At 36.3% G+C, this 18963-nt stretch carries 21 protein-coding genes and 1 pseudogene; 5 read left to right on the top strand and 17 right to left on the bottom strand.

All coding sequences use genetic code 11. From position 1 onward, the window contains the following. Together M3627_RS05425 and M3627_RS05420 are read left to right on the top strand one after the other, a co-directional pair. Window positions 1–708: an ABC transporter ATP-binding protein gene (locus tag M3627_RS05425; RefSeq protein WP_169358395.1), complete on the top strand. Its 708-nt coding sequence runs from the start codon at window positions 1–3 to the stop codon at window positions 706–708. Between the two features lie 201 nt (window positions 709–909). Next, window positions 910–2088 carry an aminotransferase class I/II-fold pyridoxal phosphate-dependent enzyme gene (locus M3627_RS05420; protein ID WP_251553243.1) on the top strand — a complete coding sequence of 393 codons (1179 nt, stop codon included), beginning with the start codon at window positions 910–912 and terminating at the stop codon, window positions 2086–2088. Window positions 2089–2157: 69 nt separating this feature from the next. On the opposite strand, the gene M3627_RS05415 is transcribed toward M3627_RS05420, so the two are convergent. After that, a complete protein-coding gene (locus M3627_RS05415) occupies window positions 2158–3555 on the bottom strand; it encodes an MATE family efflux transporter (RefSeq protein WP_251553348.1) in 1398 nt (465 codons plus the stop codon). A gap of 245 nt (window positions 3556–3800) precedes the next feature. Here M3627_RS05415 and M3627_RS05410 point away from each other — a divergent pair, with 245 nt between their 5' ends. Continuing rightward, the gene (locus M3627_RS05410; protein WP_169358393.1) at window positions 3801–4199 is read left to right on the top strand and encodes a VOC family protein; all 399 of its coding nucleotides are present in this window, start codon (window positions 3801–3803) and stop codon (window positions 4197–4199) included. Between the two features lie 47 nt (window positions 4200–4246). Here M3627_RS05410 and M3627_RS05405 read toward each other — a convergent pair whose 3' ends face one another. From M3627_RS05405 to M3627_RS05390, 4 genes are all read right to left on the bottom strand, one after another. Next, window positions 4247–4606, bottom strand: coding sequence for a hypothetical protein (locus M3627_RS05405; protein ID WP_169358392.1), 360 nt, complete (start codon window positions 4604–4606; stop codon window positions 4247–4249). Window positions 4607–4703: 97 nt separating this feature from the next. Next, a complete protein-coding gene (locus M3627_RS05400) occupies window positions 4704–5180 on the bottom strand; it encodes a glutathione peroxidase (RefSeq protein WP_251553241.1) in 477 nt (158 codons plus the stop codon). A 5-nt stretch (window positions 5181–5185) separates the two neighbouring features. Further along, a complete protein-coding gene (locus tag M3627_RS05395) occupies window positions 5186–5629 on the bottom strand; it encodes a MarR family winged helix-turn-helix transcriptional regulator (protein ID WP_251553240.1) in 444 nt (147 codons plus the stop codon). 147 nt (window positions 5630–5776) lie between these two features. Beyond that, window positions 5777–6298 (bottom strand): tubby C-terminal domain-like protein, encoded by a 522-nt coding sequence (locus M3627_RS05390; protein WP_251553239.1) that lies wholly within the window; start codon window positions 6296–6298, stop codon window positions 5777–5779. Between the two features lie 145 nt (window positions 6299–6443). On the opposite strand from M3627_RS05390, the gene M3627_RS05385 reads away from it, so the two are divergent. After that, entirely contained in the window at window positions 6444–8060 is a 1617-nt protein-coding gene (locus tag M3627_RS05385; RefSeq protein WP_251553238.1) for an MFS transporter, read from the top strand. A gap of 56 nt (window positions 8061–8116) precedes the next feature. Here the strand turns inward: M3627_RS05385 and M3627_RS05380 are convergent, their stop codons facing one another. Together M3627_RS05380 and M3627_RS05375 are read right to left on the bottom strand one after the other, a co-directional pair. Then, on the bottom strand, window positions 8117–8998 hold the full coding sequence (locus tag M3627_RS05380) for a DMT family transporter (protein ID WP_169358387.1): 882 nt from the start codon (window positions 8996–8998) through the stop codon (window positions 8117–8119). Between the two features lie 6 nt (window positions 8999–9004). Then, entirely contained in the window at window positions 9005–9910 is a 906-nt protein-coding gene (locus tag M3627_RS05375) for an EamA family transporter (RefSeq protein WP_169358386.1), read from the bottom strand. Window positions 9911–10370: 460 nt separating this feature from the next. On the opposite strand from M3627_RS05375, the pseudogene M3627_RS05370 reads away from it, so the two are divergent. Next, window positions 10371–10575 (top strand): annotated as a pseudogene (locus M3627_RS05370) (transposase); the annotation flags it as partial. Between the two features lie 126 nt (window positions 10576–10701). Here M3627_RS05370 and M3627_RS05365 read toward each other — a convergent pair. From M3627_RS05365 to M3627_RS05320, 10 genes are all read right to left on the bottom strand, one after another. After that, on the bottom strand, window positions 10702–12141 hold the full coding sequence (locus M3627_RS05365) for a CorA family divalent cation transporter (RefSeq protein ID WP_251553237.1): 1440 nt from the start codon (window positions 12139–12141) through the stop codon (window positions 10702–10704). 370 nt (window positions 12142–12511) lie between these two features. Then, window positions 12512–12952 (bottom strand): DUF2512 family protein, encoded by a 441-nt coding sequence (locus M3627_RS05360; protein WP_169358385.1) that lies wholly within the window; start codon window positions 12950–12952, stop codon window positions 12512–12514. A gap of 22 nt (window positions 12953–12974) precedes the next feature. Then, window positions 12975–13130 carry a hypothetical protein gene (locus M3627_RS05355; protein ID WP_169358384.1) on the bottom strand — a complete coding sequence of 52 codons (156 nt, stop codon included), beginning with the start codon at window positions 13128–13130 and terminating at the stop codon, window positions 12975–12977. Continuing rightward, window positions 13127–13945, bottom strand: coding sequence for a cytochrome c oxidase assembly protein (locus M3627_RS05350; protein WP_251553235.1), 819 nt, complete (start codon window positions 13943–13945; stop codon window positions 13127–13129). Before M3627_RS05350 ends, M3627_RS05355 begins: the two co-directional genes overlap by 4 nt. A gap of 2 nt (window positions 13946–13947) precedes the next feature. Then, entirely contained in the window at window positions 13948–14433 is a 486-nt protein-coding gene (locus M3627_RS05345; RefSeq protein WP_169358383.1) for a DUF2243 domain-containing protein, read from the bottom strand. Between the two features lie 166 nt (window positions 14434–14599). Further along, window positions 14600–15637, bottom strand: a complete 1038-nt coding sequence (locus M3627_RS05340) for an ATP synthase beta subunit C-terminal domain-containing protein (RefSeq protein WP_169358382.1) — start codon at window positions 15635–15637, stop codon at window positions 14600–14602. 157 nt (window positions 15638–15794) lie between these two features. Beyond that, entirely contained in the window at window positions 15795–16736 is a 942-nt protein-coding gene (locus M3627_RS05335) for a hypothetical protein (protein WP_251553234.1), read from the bottom strand. Window positions 16737–16793: 57 nt separating this feature from the next. Continuing rightward, window positions 16794–17567, bottom strand: coding sequence for a hypothetical protein (locus M3627_RS05330; protein WP_251553233.1), 774 nt, complete (start codon window positions 17565–17567; stop codon window positions 16794–16796). 41 nt (window positions 17568–17608) lie between these two features. After that, window positions 17609–18016, bottom strand: a complete 408-nt coding sequence (locus tag M3627_RS05325; protein ID WP_251553232.1) for a hypothetical protein — start codon at window positions 18014–18016, stop codon at window positions 17609–17611. Between the two features lie 434 nt (window positions 18017–18450). Then, window positions 18451–18921 (bottom strand): GNAT family N-acetyltransferase, encoded by a 471-nt coding sequence (locus tag M3627_RS05320; RefSeq protein WP_483315279.1) that lies wholly within the window; start codon window positions 18919–18921, stop codon window positions 18451–18453. Window positions 18922–18963 lie beyond the last annotated feature (42 nt).

The following is an 18963-nucleotide window of genomic DNA, read 5'->3' as shown; positions in this document are numbered from 1 at the left end:
ATGGCAATTTTAAAGTTAGATAAGGTAAAGAAAACATTCGGTTCAGGTCATAAGCAGGTTGATGCTTTAAAGGAAACTGATTTTGTAGCCGATAAAGGGGAACTTATTGCAGTGATTGGTCCTTCAGGTTCAGGAAAGAGTACTTTCCTGACCATTGCCGGAGGGCTGCAATCCCCTTCTAGCGGAGAGATTATTGTAAACAATCAAAATCTCACCAATTTAAATGAAAAAAAACGGTCTAAAATTCGACTTAAGGAAATAGGCTTTATATTGCAGGCCTCCAACTTGGTACCTTTTCTAACAGTAGATAAACAGATGAAATTACTCGATAATGTAAAAAAAGACAATATGACAAAAGAAGAGCTCGATACGTTGTACGAAAACCTCGGTATTACTGAGTTGCGTAAAAAGTATCCTTCTGATTTATCTGGTGGTGAAAGACAGCGTGTCGCAATTGCCAAGGCATTATATAGTAAGCCTTCTATTCTGTTAGCTGATGAACCAACCGCTTCTTTAGACTCTGATCGTGCATACGAAGTGATGAAGCTATTGAAGAAAGAAACAGAAAATAATGAAACTACTACGATTGTGGTAACTCATGATACTCGTTTAATTGAATACTGCGATAAAGTGTATGTCATGACGGATGGAATATTAGAAGAAAAAAGCAAAAAGGAAGTGGAGCAAACTGATCCACTATCTCACTAAATACTACTTTTAGGGGGCTGGCAACAGCCTTCTTTTTTTATAAAATGTACTACGTAAAAATATTTGATGATTAAATAAAGCTCTGTTTATGGCTTTTACTCCCCATTACAAAACAATATCTTATATTTTTCTCAATATTAATATAATTTGTGTTATGATGATACATAAAATTTATTAATTGTTTGCAAGGGAGTGCTTTCATTGATCATTCAACCTTCTACTAAAATGTCCTTATTTGAGCCAGCAATCTTTGGTGACTTAAAAGCAGCGGCAGCCAGAAAAAAAGAATCCGGATTCGAGCTATATGACCTTAGCCTAGGCAGTCCTGACATCCCGCCAAGTGAGGCGGCTAGGAAAGTACTATCTGATTTGAGCTTTTCAGCAGATTCTTATGGCTATACATTAAGTGGAACGAAGCGTTTTTACGAGGCAGTGGCTAATTACTATCAGCGACGTTATAACGTTCCATTAAATCCCGAGACCGAAATTGTCCAAACGATGGGCTCTCAGGAGGGACTAGTCCATTTACCTCTAGCCTTTTGTGATGAGGGGGATATCATTCTAACGACCAACCCTGGATATGTTGCGTATGATGCCGGTATAAAATTGGCAGGAGCAGAGCCTTACTATATGGACCTTCTAGAAGAGAATGACTACTTACCTGATCTAGGTGCAATTCCAACAGAAATAGCTCAAAAAGCCAAACTAATGATATTAAATTTACCTGGAAACCCGGTACCTGCTATGCCAAGCGAGGAGTTTTTCCAACAGGTAGTTGCTTTTGCTAATACATATAATGTCATTATTCTACACGATGCAGCATACTCTGAATTTTACTTTACTGGAGACTCTCCTTGTAGCTTTCTTTCAACACCTGGTGCTCTTGAAGTAGGCATGGAGATTAACTCCTTATCTAAGAGCTTTAGTTTGGCAGGAACCCGGATAGCTTATATCGCTGGAAATTCGGAAATGATCGGTATTATGAAACAATTAAAATCTAATTTAGACTTTGGCATTTACGGTCCAATTCAAGAGGCAGGAATTGTTGCTCTTAATCACGCTGAGGAAATTACGGAATCACTACGCAAAACCTTCTCTGAAAGACACAGAGTAGTTATGGATGGATTAAGAGACCTTGGATGGAATGTAGCACCCTCTAATGGTGGCATGTTCGTTTGGGCTAAGTACCCTTATGAAATCTCAGATAAGGAATTTGTCTTCGAGGCAATCGATCAAACTGGTGTGGTGATGGTTCCAGGTACTGTCTTTGGTTCAGCAGGAGCTGGCTATGTACGAATTGCATTGGTTCAAAATGTAGAAATACTAAAAAGAGCCATCGAACAATTAAAGAAGCTAAAGTTTAATTCATTAGTTCTATAATTATCATCTAAGTAACAGAAAAACCATCGACATTTAGCTGTCGATGGTTTTTAATCTGACAGCTAAACATTAGACTGTCTGACTGTCTAAATCAGAGTTCTCTTCTTTTTCATGAACAAGCGCATACTTTTCCCATTTTTTACTCTTCCATCTAAAGAACATGATAATTCCACGTAGCCACTCATCTGCTGCTATAGCTAACCAAATTCCTGGTAGTCCCATATCAAGAACAAAAACAAATAAATATCCTAACGGCACGCTCATCATCACCATAGATAAGGCGCCCATTATTACCGGGAAGGTTGCATCCCCGGCGGCACGCAACGAATTGATAATTACTATATTCAACGTACGACCAGTTTCAAGTATGATGCTTAAGACAAGTACAGAAGCTCCAATTTTAATAATTTCCTCGTTATCGGTGAATAAACTCATCAAAGGATGACGGAACGTGATTACAACAGCAACCATTGCTAATGTAAATACAAATGCCCTTTTTACACTATACCAAACAGATTTATAGGCCTCCTCTTTTTCATTGGCCCCTACAAACCTCCCGACAATTATTGCAGTTCCCATACCTATTGCGACTGCAAACAAATACGTAAACATCGATATATTGACAGCATACTGCCTAGCAGCCAATGCTTCTGCTCCTAAATAAGTCGCATAATATAAAAATACGATTTGACAGCCTTGATATAAAATTTGTTCAAAAGCTGAAGGTAAACCTATTTTAAGTATTTTTCCCACATACTCTTTAGAGATGGTGAAATAGTAGCTTACTTGCACACGGTACTCCATTACTTGATATAGAAGCCAAAAGAACACAAGAAGCGCTATAAATCGACTCACTACAGATGATATGGCAGCACCTTGTACACCTAGCTCAGGAAAGCCAAATTTACCGAAGATTAAGGCATAGTTACCCACGACATGAATTATATTCATCCCTAGCGAAACAAACATGGTTTGCTTTGTATAACCATGTACACGGATAATGGCAGCCAAAGCATTAATCAATGCTTGAAGAAAAATACCACCGCCAACAATCATCAAATATTGATTGGCAAACTCAAGGACCTCTCCCTCTAGGTTCATACCAGCCATAATACTTTTAGAAAATATGACAAATCCAATACTAAGAATAATTCCTACACCAAGATTTAAAGTTACGGCAAGACCGGAAATCTTTGAGGCCTCTATATATCTTCTAGAACCTAAATATTGTGAAACTACGATAGCAGCACCATTACCTACTACCTCTAAGATTAATATCGCAATATGGATATATTGGTTGGCTGCCCCAACTCCTGAAACAGCATTATCGGATACTGCACTTAACATAAAAGTGTCTGCTATTCCCATTAACATAAACAAAAATACTTCTAAAAAGATTGGCCAAGTTAAATGAAATAAGCTTAGCTTTTCTCCTAAATCCTTCTTTTGTCTAATTGCCAAGTTTATTCCTTCTTTACTTTCATTTTTTCACAGGAAAAATCTTACCATAGAATCCTTCAATCTACTAATAATATTTTATACTTTTCATTTAATTTAAAATTAAGCTTCAAGTTAAAAGTGGACAGTTTACTATTACATTTTTATTATATTTTATTTAAATTATGCTAAAATTTATTAGATTTATAGAGGGAAAATAAGGGTAAAAATAGAATATATTAGTACGTATATTCTTTATAGGAGGTCTAACGCAGATGTCTCACTTTATCTCTCGTATCGCCACTGTAGAAATACCCGTCAGTAATTTAGAGAGCTCCATGGATTTTTATATGACTGTTCTCGGGGTTCATGTTGAATCTAAAGGAGACAAGACTGCCATGCTTTCCTTTCATACGAAAGGAGTTCCTACTATTTTTTTAGTAGAAACAAAAGAAGTTCGACCTTTATTTTTTACTAACACTCACTCTAATGTGATCCATAGTATCATCGACTTTTATACGCCTTTGTTAAAAGATTTTTATCAATGGTTGAAGAAAAATAAAGTTGAGGTTGGGCCACTGAATGTAAATGAGGAGGGTCTAGGAGGTTTTGGATTTAAAGATCCCGATGGGAATAATTTAAGTGCAAGTAATATTGAGCATTTTGGACAATAGTGGACATAAAATACGTCTGACTCTTTAGAGTCAGACGTATTTTATGGTTAATGAATAGATGGTTGTTCAATTCCAATATTTTGATGAATGTAATGCTTTAACGCGGGCTCCGAAAGCTCGATTTCATTTATTTGTAAGCTATCTTTGACGTATGCTAGTTTATTTCCTTCTGTTGCATATGATTGGATGTGTAAAGTGTTATCCATGTATAAAATTCCTTCATTTGTTATCATTTTATCCTCTTTACTCAACAGACCTTTTTTTGTAAGTTCCTCCTGAATGGTAGAGAGTCGGTCACCTAACCCTTCCTTCAAAGCTTTTGATAAGCTACCTTCTGATCCCTTTTCCAGAAAATTGCACACGTAATAGGCAAGTAGTGTTTGTTCTTTTACAGTTAGTCTCTCCATGCTATTTCCCCATTTCGTCTCTTTTTCTCTTTATTCCTTTTTTTCCTAAAACTTAAACATAAAGGACCTAGATCTTTGGCAATCCAGGTCCTTTACTTTATTCATTTATTAAATTTTTTATGTCTTCTTCAAAATCATTAGGATTGTCAGTTGGTGCGTATCTTTTAACTATATTTCCGTCTTTGTCGATTAAAAATTTTGTGAAGTTCCATTTAATCTTGCTTGAAAGCAATCCTTTGGTATGCGTCGTCAAGTATTTAAATAACGGATGTGCCTCACTGCCATTTAGTTTTACCATTTCATGCATGGGAAAGGTTACTCCGTAGCTCATACGACAAGCCTGTTCTGCTTCCGCTCCATTTCCAGGCTCTTGAAAAAACTGATTGGATGGAAAACCAAGCACTACTAGTCCCTCATCCTGATACTTTTTGTATAGATTTTCGAGGCTGTCAAACTGATTACTAAGCCCACACTTAGTTGCCGTGTTAACGATTAACATTGGCTTTCCTTTGTACATACTTAAGTCATATTCCGTTCCGTCCGATTTTTGTACTTTAATGTCATAAATACTCATTTTCATCATTCCTCCATTTTCGATAAAAAAGTATTCAGTTCTTTTAATTGGGACATGAGTGTAATAGCATTCATGTCTAGGAAGTTACAGCTAGTAATTTTCTGTAAAATAGATTGTTCAATTTCATTTTCTGCATTTTTAGCTCTGTCAGTTAAAGAAATAATATAAGCTCTTTTATCCTCATTAGATTGATTCTTTTCGAGCCATCCCCGATCAATCATTCGGTTAATAATCGGGTTTAATGTACCAATGCCTAACTCCAATCGTTTTCCAATATCCCTCGTTAGCAAATGATCTTCTTCCCATAATGCTAACAAAACCAAATATTGTGGAAAGGTTAAATGATAAGGCTCTAAGGTTTTTGCATACAGCTTAGCAAAGTTGCTGGAAGTCTTATACACCTCAAAACATAGCTGTTGCTCTAATTTAGAGGGTTTCTCTTTCTTCATGTCAAACGCTCCTTGCATAAATACATCGTGCACGATACATTTATAGAATATCCCATTTTGTAGAAAAAGTAAAAGAATATAACTTTTCTTAAGACATATAAAAAAGCTTTACAGAGGTTACTAAAAACACCTGCAAAGCTACACAAATTAACTACCGATATATAATGCACATTGACTAATAGCCACAAAAAAAGCAGGATTTTGAATAGGAGATTCTTCATGAATTTCGAGTTCTATCAAGAACTCCCCCTCTACCCTTGCTCTCCATCTAGCAATTTCTTTACCTTCCCAAACATAGCTCGTCCAATCTTCAAGCTCCTTTTCAATTACTATATTTAAATCCTTACCAAGAATTAAGAGGTCCGCCACTAGTTCCTTCCATTTATCATAGGTTATAGTGAAGTGTTCTTTTGTTTCATAATCAAACGCTTGAAAAAATACCCTTCCCTTCTTTGATACCTTTTTACACGTGAAAATAACTTGATCATTTAAATCATATATGTCATATCGAAGGAAGTAACGGTATTCCATGGCTCTATCCAAGAACCGCTTTAGTTTATTTGAGTAATACCGTTGAAAAGTGCAAATTTCCTTTCCATCTTCCTTGTATACTGTGGTTTTAGGGGTAATTTCTATCTCTAACGGCTGCGTATAATGATATGTTGGCATTTATATTTTCTCCTTTGAATGGTTGCTCTAATAATATCATTTTTATACGTATATCTATATTATTTAGGCTATCAAAAGATATAACGCTAATGTAAAATATTGTATAAATAAGTTAGATATCAAATAAAAAGAGAGGGGGAATGGTATGACAGAAAAAAATACTTCTCAAACATGGGCAATCGTATTATTTTCTATTGGTGTTTTTATGGCTGCTCTTGATAACGGGATTATCAGTGCTGCTCTTACAACCATCAATAGTTCTTTTGAGGTTAATGCAAACTGGGGGGCGTGGGGAATAACACTCTACACTCTCGGTCTTGCAATCAGCGTACCAATAGTAGGAAAGCTCTCTGATCGTTATGGTCGCAAGCGGCTTTTCATTGTGGAGATTGCCATTTTTGGGATTGGTTCCTTGCTAGTTGCCTTAAGTCCTAACTTCACTTTTTATTTAATCGCCCGTTTCATCCAAGCTTTAGGTGGAGGCGGTATATTCATTATCGGAAGCTCTCATATTTTAAGCACTCTGCCGGTAGAAAAACAAGGTAAGGCTTTAGGTATGCTAGGGGGGATGAATGGTATTGCTGCAGTATTAGGACCCAATCTTGGTAGTGTATTGTTAGACCTTACAGGAAGTTGGCATTTCTTGTTTCTCATTAATATACCTATTGCAATCGCTCTTGTTATACTTGGTTTTTTAAAACTAGAAGAAACAAAGGATGCAGCAGTTGGAAAACTCGATTTACTAGGAATTACTTTACTTTCCTTGTCTATTCTCGGAATTATGTATGGGTTGACTAATATTGAAGGAGTCAACTTCTTTACGAGCTTGCTGGAGTTAGAGGTATATGGATATATCTTAGCAGGGATTGTTCTTTTACTTCTATTATTATTCCATGAAAGTAGATTAGAAAAACGTGGGGGTGATCCCATCCTTCCGTTTCGTCTGCTATCCGAATCGTCATACTTATTAACCTTGTTAATCGGTATGTTTTCAGGAGCTCTATTAGCAGGTATGATTTTTATCCCTGCCTTTTCTGAGCAAGTGCTTGGGATAGCCCAAGAAAACGCTGGATATTGGATGACACCTCTTGCATTAGCAGCTGGTTTAGGCGCAGCGATGGGTGGTATGTTAGTCGATAAAAAAGGACCGATTGTAGCTGTATTTTTATCTGGTATTATTTCTGCCATTGGTTTTCTATTGTTCCCTACTTGGATTGAAGCTAAGTGGCATTTCATCATCGCGTCTTCAGTAGCTGGATTTGGAATGGGTATAATTTTGGGAGCACCTTTAAATATATTGGCAACCGAAAAACTAAATACTGACAAGGGCACAGCCTTAGCAACCCTCTCTTTAAGCAGACAAATTGGAATGACTATTGCTCCAACTATTTATGCAGGATTTATTACGAGAGGATTTACCGAAATGCCAACCATCTTTCAAAATGATTTCCCAAGAATATTACAGGAAAACATCCAAGAAGCAAACCTTAGTGAAGCAGAACTCCAGGAGTTTCAGAACCTTTCACAACAAGTGCTGAAAAACGGGGAAATTATTTCCCAGGAAACTATGTCACCATTGTTAGACCAAATACAAGATCCAACATTACTACAGACTCTTTTAAAAAGTATCAATCAAGTGACTACAATAGCTGCACAAGATGGCTACGGAGGGCTATTCTATTCGGCGGTTGTTATAGCTGCTTTGATAATCATATCCACCCTTATATTGTCTCCTGTCCGAAAACGAAGCTTACAAAGGTAAATAAAAAAGGTAGTAATGACTTTTTCATAGTCATAGCTACCTTTTAGCATATTCGGCTAATGCGATCCTGTGGAATCCCTCTTACTCGATTCAATAAGTGTATAAATAATTCCTCCGAAAATCATGAATATCCCTAAAGCTTGGACAAGTGTTGGACGGAAATCTAAGATGAGTGTATCGAGTAATATAGCTACCACCGGGTCTACAAATACTAAAGCAGAAATTACTACAGCGGTTAGCTTTCTAAGACTATCAAAAAACAGATAATAAACAAAACCTGTATGTATCAAGCCCGTACCAAGTATGTAAATCCAGTTTTCCGTAGTTAATCCTTCAAATACATGGAACCGCAGGAACGGTAACAGAATTACTATTCCAACTGAAGTCTGCAAAAAAGTCATTGCATATGCACTTAACTGGTTAACACCTTTTCCAAGAAGCATAGTCATTGCATAACAAAGAGCAGCAAGAAGCGCCCAAAGAAAACCCGAGCCCATAAATTCTGAGAATGACTGAGTAGTGTTAATACCGACAATCATAACACTCCCAAGAAAGCAGACTAGGACTGCAATGAGAGAAGTCCATGTCATCCTCTCCTTCAAAAATAAGGTTCCAAGTAACAATACAAATATCGGAGCCAAATTATATATGGTTATAGCAACCGTAATAGAAGTAACCTCAAAAGCCTTGAAAAGGAATACCCAATTGAAAACTAAGAAGATGCCACATAGAAGAGTTTGACCCACTTCTCTTCTTCCCCACTTTTCTGTCTTATGCTGACCAGTGATTAACCATAATGCACCAAGGAAAAGGGTTGCACAAATACAGCGAACAAACACTAGCTCTATAGCAGGAATACCGGTTTTTACTGTAAAAAAACCGATTGAACCAAAAATAGCCATGGACAATGTCATTTTTAGCATCGCCGCGTTATTCATGTAAACTCACCCCACCTTTGCTTTACTTATTTTCTTATATCCACTGATTTGTTGCATAAGGAAAAAGAAGACTCCAACTAAAACTATCAGGCCACCGATTATCTGCCAAGCAACTATACGTTCACCTAGAATAATAACAGCTAATATTGTTGCTCCGACAGGCTCTCCAAGAATACTCATAGAAATGGTCGTAGCATTTACATAATTAAGAAGCCAGTTATTTATAAGATGTGAAATAGTAGGAACAACAGCCAATAAAACAAAAATCCCCCATTCCTTTGCATCATAGCCTGTTAATTGAACCGAAGTGACAACATTATAAAGAATTAAAGCGACTGCAGCAAATCCAAATACACAGAAACTATAAATCCAATGAGATACTTTCTTTACAGCACTTTGACCAATTAGTAAATACCCCACTACTGCAATGACACTTAAAAATGAAAGAATGTCTCCTAATATGGCACTTTTACTAAGGCCAAAATCTCCCCAGCCCACCATAACAGCACCTACAACAGCAATTCCCATAGTAAGCAGGGCACTAGCAGTAGTTCTTTCTTTAAACAAAATCATTCCACCGATTAAAGCAATAATTGGTTGGAGCGCTAGTATTATCGTTGAGCTTGCTACAGTAGTTAGCTTCAACGAGCCAAACCAGAGAGCAAAATGCAAAGCTAAGAACATTCCAGAGAAGAACAAAAGGTACCATTCACTTTTTGAAATTCTTTTAAATTCGTTCCTTTTTATCCAGACAACTGGCAAAAGCAATAAGCTAGCTAGGATCATTCGATACATACTTAAAATAGTTGCTGGTGCATTGGACCATTTCACAAAAATAGCTGCAAACGAAATCGCAACAATAGAAACTATTAACGGTAATACAATTGATTTAGATGTTTTTTCAGAATTCACAACGTTACCCCATTTTTTCTTTTATCTTGTAACTATTATTATCCTATAATCTAGCACTTTATCAACATAAAGTAGACAATGTAACATTATCTTCTTATACAAAAAAATCCCCTACTAGGGGATTACAGACTGTAGACAAACTCCAAAAAATATGGAGTTTGCCTACAGTCTTTTTTCTTTTAAAATAGAAATAACGCGAGGGAGAGTTGATTTCCGCTACGAACGGACGCTTTCCGCGGGCACGGCTTCAGCCGCTTCCCTCGCTGCGCTCAGTCCAGGGTCTTCAGCTCGCGCTGTTCCCGCAGGAGTCGCCGTTCTTCGCTCCAATCAACGGTGCCTTCTATAAAATGAATGATAAGTCCTCAGCTACATCCAAATAGTCTTGCCAGATATGACGTTGAATCATCTTTTGTTTATTCTTACTCTGCGATATGATGACGAAAAATCAAACCAATGAAGTCATAACTATGAAATGAAAGAAATTTACGGGAAGCGTAAAGAGACGATCGAGCGTGGCTTTGTCGATGCCAAAGAAAAGCATGGTATGCGATGGACAACCTTAAAGGGTCTTAAAAAATTTGTCCATGCAGGCGTTGCTAACTTTTGCTGCCTTAAATTTTAAGAAGTTGGCCAGTTGGACCTGGAAAACGCCAAAAATGGCGTAAAATAAACAAAATCGAGAGCTGAATTTGCTCTTTTCCAGATTGTAAACTGTGATAATAGCAAAAGGGTTGGAAATCGTTTCGATTTCCAACCCTTTTGTCTACACTCTGAAATCCCCTAATAGGGGATCAATCTGTACGTTCTCTTTTCCACTTTCTATATCTATTCGCCAACCCTTTGCCGCCTGTACTTACAAGTAGCGCAATAGCCAATCCAATTCCACTTAGTGCAGTAACAAGGGATATCCATTCAAAGAATGAGTATCCAGGTACCTTAGACCAGTCCGTGAATCCCTTCCAATCCTCTATTACCAAGTTCATCCCATAGATACCGGAAATGGTCGTATAGACTGTCAGCATAAACAAAAGCATGTTATGACGAGTGCTTGTTTGGTTATCTTGAGCACGATACAAATCATCCAATGTCTTTTTTACTTCAATAAAGAGATGGTTTAGATTAAATGCCTCTCGAAGTAAATGGGTAAGCTCCTTCCCTTCTTGCCTTGGAGAAACCTGACCAAAGTAGTATCTTGAATAAAATTTAGAAATAAGCTCCATAAGCTCTCTCACGTACTCTTTGTCCTTGGACCAGCTTACCTCACTATGCTCAAATGAGAGTTTTAATAGCATTATCTTATAGTAGTAATGCAACAATAAGTTATAATACATCGTTCCCATAAAATCAGAGATGCTATTTGGTGAAGCTTTCTCGTCTATTTTTGTAACAGTTGCCTGAACATTCTCAGAGGTAATAGTATATGTAAATGGAGCCCATCGATTATGTAATCGTTTCTCTACAAATTGCTCGATGTACTCAGGGTTAGTGCTAGATATATATGGATTTCCGTCCATTTTACCATCAACCTGTGCAACCCGATACAGATGTTCCGATAAAATTTCTTGATCTTCCTTTACTACGAGAAAAACGGAAGAAAGCATTCTTGCATCTTCAAAAAAAGGAAGACTACCATAATATCCTTCTAAATGTTCATTCCTTATAATAAATGGCTTAACTGACGGGCATAAGTAATCTAAGACTAGTTGGTTTGTTGTTTCAAACTTATAGGAATCATTATATATACTAACTCCCTGTTCCTCTTCCAGCTTAGGTTCTAATACTCTAAAGTGAGAAATAAAGTGCAGGAACTCTGACAAATTTTCTTGCCCTTCCTTTAACGTACGGATTGTTATAACCCCAATTCCAAAGGGGCATAGCGTGATGTCTACGCTATTAATAAGAAAATTACTTTTTTGTTCTTTAAGTTCCCATGTGAATTCCTCATTTATTTCTTTTGAATATCTTAAAAACCCCCTATTTTTGGTGGTTTGGGGGAATAGTTTATCTTCTATATAAGGTAAAAAAAATTGACTTAGTTGTTCATGTCGAACTTTTACTCCTTTTCCATAATAACCAGCTTGAAGTGCTTTGTTTTTTAAATTAAAAAATTTAAAATGATGCCTTTCTAGCGTTTCCATCATTTTTTGTCTCTGATTTTCATGAAAGGCGAATGGGAACATAAAAGTAACATATGCTTTTTCTACTTCTAACTCCTTTAACTTGTTTACCACATTCCATTCCCCCGTTTCTTAACCTATAGGTACCACTTATTTTGTTTTTTTAAACAAAAGGCAACTTTACCAGGAAGGTAAAGTTGCCTTTTTAACCTAAAAACTACAGGTTATTGTTATTATCGTTGTTGTTATTGTTATTGTTGTTATTATTACGGTTGTTGTTGCGGTTGTTTCTGTCATTATTGTTGTTATTATTGTTGTTTAGGTTTTCAAAGTTGAACTCTTCACCGAATTCGTTGTTGTTATTGTTATTGTTATTGTTGTTGTTGCGGTTGATGTTATTACGGTTGTTGTTGTTGTTTGACATTTTGTTTTACCCCCCTTCTACCGTATTAGAATGGGCTATAAACGATAAAATATACATTTTTTATTTTTTCTTAAAATCCTCTTTACTAAATGCTTTTGCAAATTCCAATTGTGTATCCGTTCTTTGATAATAACCTGCTTTATCGCTTGGATTTGTTACTCTTGGTTCGAAAATATGCAATTTTATATATTGATGCAAGTACATTTCTCCGATTATCAATATAAGAGAAATAATAAATGCTGCTCTTCCTGCAGGAACGGAAGGGTCGAATAAGTAAATACCTATTAGCCAAACTACTGCAAGTGCCAGTATGAAATCACCAAAGGTTGCAAGCATATTACCGATCTTTGGCATTAAAAAGATATCACCTACAAAGCCTAAAACAGTTAAAGCAATACTTGTAATAAAAATATTTAATAATTCTACCCCATAATAACCTAGTACGATCCAAATGACGGCTGTTGTCATAATAAACTTAATGAGAAATGCTTTGAAATACATTTCAAAACCACAGTCCTTTCTTTTAAGTTGATTTTTGACTATTTATTTCCTCATCCTTTAACTGTTTAGCTATCAATTCGTTTAACTCATTATAAGTTAACCCAGAATTAGCATTTTGCCTTTTAACTTCCTCAATATTAGTGCCTGCAACCGTATATTTTGCATTATTCTCCTTCATATAAGCTCCTCTTTTCTATTGATAGGTGTAGGATTAATAATCTCAGCTTTAGGACCGGTTTGTTTGAACCATTGGTAAAAAAGAATAATAATTAATCCTATCTCAATAGCGTCCCCACCGTAATACATAATCATCCCTCCCATTTCTGCTTCTGTTTTCGAAATACCAATTGGAGGGTTTGCATAAATATATTTGGAAAGAATGGCATGACCCGCTAGAGCAAATAAAAAAACCACTGATCTATATATATAACTCTTTCTATGAGGTGTTGGGTCAATATATATAATGGAGATTGTAAAAAGGTAGCCGGCTAGAAAAATGTGTATATGAATGAAGATATAAAGCAAACTATTCTCATGCATCATTTCAAATAAAGGTGTGGTATATAACAACCAAAGTCCACCGACATTTAATATAGATGCAACGATTGGGTTTTGAAAAAAGTGAATAAATCTAGTTCGAAGTATTCTAGTAATACTTCGCGAAGTTTTGACCGGCAAAGCCCTAAGAAATAGTGTCATTGGTGCCGCTAAAGCTAAAAGCAACGGTGCTAGCATCCCTAAAAACAAATGACCAACCATGTGAGCTACAAAGTCTGTATGTGCTTGCTGTGCGAGGGGACCCGATACAGATATAATTGCTAAAACAATTCCTACTCCCCATAATAGCGTTCTATATTTTGGCCACTTTCGTTTACTTTTATTAGACATATATACGGCTAGTAAATATAAAAAAAGCATGATTATAAATGGAGCACCTAGTAGTATTTGAGCAATATCGATATTTAAACCACTTTCTTGTTGGTGATGATGCAATCCTAATCACCTCCACTCTTAGTACTCGTTTGTTTTAATAGAACTAAACCAACGATAATCATTAAAATTGCAGTTATGTTCCAAACTAAGTCATACGGGAGAATATCGACATTATAACGAATTTGATGTAAACCCATTAGCTTATGCTGGATCGTACCATCATATAGCTGAAAAACTCCGGCTCCTAAAAAGATGCCTCCTAGCCATCTTTTTGGCCAAAAAGCCTGGCGTCGATGAAGATCTGCCATTAAAAAAGCCGAGCCCACAGTAGCAAAGAAGCTAAATGCATGGAATAATCCATCGGAAACTAAGCCAATATCTGTTGTGGATTTATCATAGAAATGATGCCAATGTAAGATTTGATGGAAAACCACTTCATCTATAAAGGCAACGACTCCTAATCCAAACAGTATTCCAGTCCACATATTCTTTTTGGAATAACGTTTTTGATTTTCTTTGGTAGGTGCATTACTTTTTAAAGTAGTCATGGCGTCCTCCTTTCCCTTGAACAAATATATTTTTTTATTTGTAGTTTTTCCCTGAATTCCTGTTCTTAAACAAATAAGCTAACGCTTGGTTTAGACCGACGATTAACCACCCAAATAAAAAAAGATGCAAATGACTATATCATTTACATCTCTCACCTATTTTTATTTAGCTCAAGCACCCAATAAACTTTAACTTCTCTACACTTTCCTGATCTTGTTTTCCTTCTAGAATTGCTTCCACATCATTCAACGTTTGTTCTATAGAAACAACTTCTCCTGGACCAGTGAATTTTTCCGCAACATAGAATGGCTGCGTCAAATATGCCTCTAACCTCTCTCCACGATCATAGGTTGTTTGCTCCCCTTCCGGAAGCTTTTGAATCCCATGTACCATTACAATAGAACGTAATTCTCTATAACGTCGTAGTAGCTTTTGGGCGCGTTGTCTTAAACCAAAATGACGTTGGTCCACATCCGTTCCCTCCATTATCGATGACGTCGAATAAATGGGATGAATAGCTGGATACATATGACGAGTTGCAAGGTCTGCATCTAACTGCCAAACCGTTTCTAATGGTCCAAATGGCATTTCTTCATCCACTACATCTCCTGATAAGTCGACTAAAATAGTTGTAATACCCTCTATATTGTCCGAAAGAATTTTTTCCTGCAAATCTAATAGTTCCCCCGAAATAATATAGCTTCTATCAGTAATAAAAACTGCTTCCCCAGATATGTGTGCGAGCTTTTGATAGGCTTCCTCTATAGAAGTAGTTACAATATCAGCTAACTCCGTGGTCCCCTCTAATTCACTATGCTCTTCTTTTGGCAATAAAAACACGGAAGTAAAACCACTTTCTTTAAAACGATGCATGAGCTCGGCTAGTATTACTAGCTGTCCCATTCCAGGTCTAGCAACCAAGCCCGTTGTGCCTCCTTTTACTAATGGCGCAAAAAAGTCCAATGCTTTAATTTGAGTTTCAATCATGTCTTTTTTCTCCCCCCTAATGATTAATTCATCTACCGTGCAATTTGCCAAGGAAGCTAAACCAACAAGAGTCTTTACCTCTGCTTTTCCTAAATCGATTTTCCCAGTGCATAAGTTAGAAACTGTAGCAGGACGTATTCCAATAGATTTAGCTGCAGTCGTTAGGTTTGGCACCTTTCTTCGAAGTAAAGCAACATTTAATCTTATTTCTTCCACATTATCCCCCCTCAATTACTTTTAATAGTAATTTAAATTACTTTAAAAAGCAATATTATATTTTTATAGGGTAAATTAATTTACGCTATAAAGAAACGAGTGCCAGGTTAATCAACAATTCTAATTGCTGATTAACCTAACACTCGTAATTTTTTTATTATATTTTTATTTGAACAAGCGATTTGTTAAGCATATATAAAATGGTTTCGTTAAACAAAGCAGGGCATATTCGAGACATTTCATCTATTGACTTATATTGGATTTCAGCGAATTGTGGGTGCTTTTCAATTCCCCGAAGTATACTTCTCATAGAATCCGCAGCTTGAGGATTCATTAATATATCGGAAAATGAATTATTAATTGAAAATACGCCATTTGGGATTTCAATCTCTTCAACTAGAATACCTTGTATATTAGGTGGGTTAAACCAATCTGTAATGGAATAGATATCAACTACCTTTGGTTGATCAGCTCCTACTATCGGATCCACTGTATTATCCTTATCATCTATAGGGGTTGTTTTCTTTTCTCCTTCCTGATCTGTATTATTAGGATGCTCTTCTTGTTCCCCTTTTCCTTGCTCTTCTTCATTCTCTAATGGAACGTTAGGAGCTTCTTTCTCTTTTTCCTCCGTTACAGGAGGAATCGGAAGTAATGTTAGTTCATTAGCTTGTCCATCCATTTGAGCCTTTGCGTGTGCAACAATAGCATCCAGGTTATTCCGAATAACTTTCTCCTGTTCAGAGTTGTCTATTTTCATCTGAGACTTCAAGGACTCAGCATACTCGTTTAGAGATACTATTCTATTTTGTTTTTCAAGATTAGCAAACGATATTAATTGGTCTGCCGCTTTCTGCATTTCTCTAGATAAAGAAACTTCAAGGTCATTTAAAAGAATTTGTTTTTCCTTTGTAATCGCTTGTTCTATATCTGCTACGGAAGCTTCTTTCTTCTTGTTAAACCAATTACTCATCATAAGCGCAATGTCTTGATCAGCAAAAGCGGTTCTAATACCCCCTCCTATCGCCATAGCAAACAGGATAAGAAAGACAAGGAGAACCACCTTATATTTTTGAACATATTTAGAATATCTCTTCATTTCACATCCTCCATCTTAAGGTGTAATCTTCCCTAACCTGGTAACCTTACCGAGTTCCTATTCATTTATCCCATTTACTAAATCCTGCATAGAAGTTAACGCTGCTGTCTCTAAATCTTTGGCAGCTGCTTCTATTGCATCTGTTTGGGTCTGAATCATGAAGTTAGTCATCATTTGTGTCCAAAGCGTAAAGTCTGCTAATTCTTTATCTATTTTTCCTTTCAAATCATCCGTTTTAGTATCCACATGATTGTCAATGGTAGCCTGAAGACCTGACTTGGAAGCTTCTATTGCTGCTTCTAGCTCAGAAAGTGCTGCTGTTGTTGCAGCTTCTAATTCAGCATTTAATGTATCTAAAGCAGCAGATCCTTCGGCTATCGTATGTGCCTCCATATCTCTTTCTGCTTTTCGATTTGCCTCTAACCAGAGAAGACGTATATTCTCTTTTTCTGCCTCATAAATTTTAGTGAACTCAGCATTAGTGTAATTAGTAAGCTCTACTTTTTTCGCCTCTAAAGCTGCCTTATGCTCTTGCAAGTCTTTATCAATCTTAGAAGCAGCACCTGCAGTAGAGTCTTCTTGAGATTCACCAATCTTATTGGTAGCTTTCGCCTCTAAAGCCCCGTACTGAGTTGATGCTACTAATGTTTTATCGTCTTGATATCCACCTACCGTCTCATCAAACTCCTCGGTAGCTGCACCAAACTGCGTATTAAACCAATTTTGTAGCATTTCTCCAGCATTAGATGCCCCAAATGCAGATCCCGCTCCAACAAGTAATGTAACAGCCACTGTTCCTGTTATTATTTTCCCTTTAACTGTTTTCATCATCCTAAATATCCCCTTTTAGTTAGTAGTAGTTAATAGTTTATTTAAATTCCTTCTAGTACTTTTTTAAACGTATTTTCGATATCTAGTTCCAGTTGTTCTTCCAGTTCCTTCTCAATAGTTGGTTCATCCAAATTCATGTTTTCAAGATCGCTTACAACTTCACTTAACTCACTCTTAAATTCTCCTTGTGTTTTTGTAATCTCTTTTTTAGAAAGATAGATTTGTTTTTCTAAAAGGTTTTCTTGAATAGAGTCAGTTAGATACTGTAAAGAGTCTTTAAGAATCACTTCATATCCTACTAACGAATTACTAATAGACTCGTCAACCTCTTTTTGTTCCTTCACTTCCTGAACTTTGACAAACCAATTTCCTAGAGAAAAATAGTTAATACTACTTGCCGAGATGTAGCTAGAACCAACAAAAACCAGTAGTATAAATGTAATAACCACTACTATTTTCCGAATTTCACTTCCCCCCAGTCACTTTCTCTACCTAGAACTAAAGTATTATGGACAATGAACCTAATTACTTAATTACCCTCCTTTTCTATAGGTATATAGAATATTCCACCTCTACTTCTGTTAAATTTCTCTGCTTTTTAACAGAAGATTAAGATTATTATACTTTTGATTCAGATCTTTTCAATCTATTCGATAAAACTTCTTAGAATAATACAAAAATAGTCAAAATATTCTTATTTTCGACTTAAATAGACGGGTTAATGGAACCTTATATCTCCCTAAAAGTTATTTTTTCATCTAATTTAAATATTTGCTGAAAAATGTATTTACGTTAACACAAAAAGCATCAGAAATTTTACATACAGTAAAATTTCTGATGCTTTTTTGAAGTATAATGTTAGAAGTAATCTATCTCATCGGTATTAAATAGATTCCTCTATTCTTTTGTAATAAAAAATCGTCGTACTCATTTCACCATTAGCAGATTTGGCATAACCGGGAATCTTGCCAGCCTGTATATATCCTAGAGAAGTATATAAATTATTGGAAGCATCGCCCTCTCTTGTGTCCAAAACTATCAAGGATCTACCCTCTCTTGCAGCTCTATTTTCTGCCTTCTCCATTAACTGCCGTCCTATTCCATTTCTCCGGTAATGGGGATGAGTCATTAGTTTAGCGATCTCTGCACGGTGCATACCATTTTGTTTACTACAGAGATGGAGCTGGATACTACCAATAATACGATTGTTCCTTTTTGCAACAAACAAGATAACCTCAGGAGTTAAGACATCTTCCCAATAATCCATGGCATTAGCTAGCTCCATTGGAGGCAAAAAGCCAATAGAGGCACCATCTTCTACCACTTGTATTAATAGCTCAGAAAGCTCCTCCATATGTTCTACGGTAGATGTTACCTGTTCGACCTTAACCTCATT

This window comes from Psychrobacillus sp. MER TA 171, from assembly GCF_023713305.1.
GTDB lineage: Bacteria > Bacillota > Bacilli > Bacillales_A > Planococcaceae > Psychrobacillus.
This window is presented reverse-complemented; position numbering and strand designations above follow the sequence as displayed.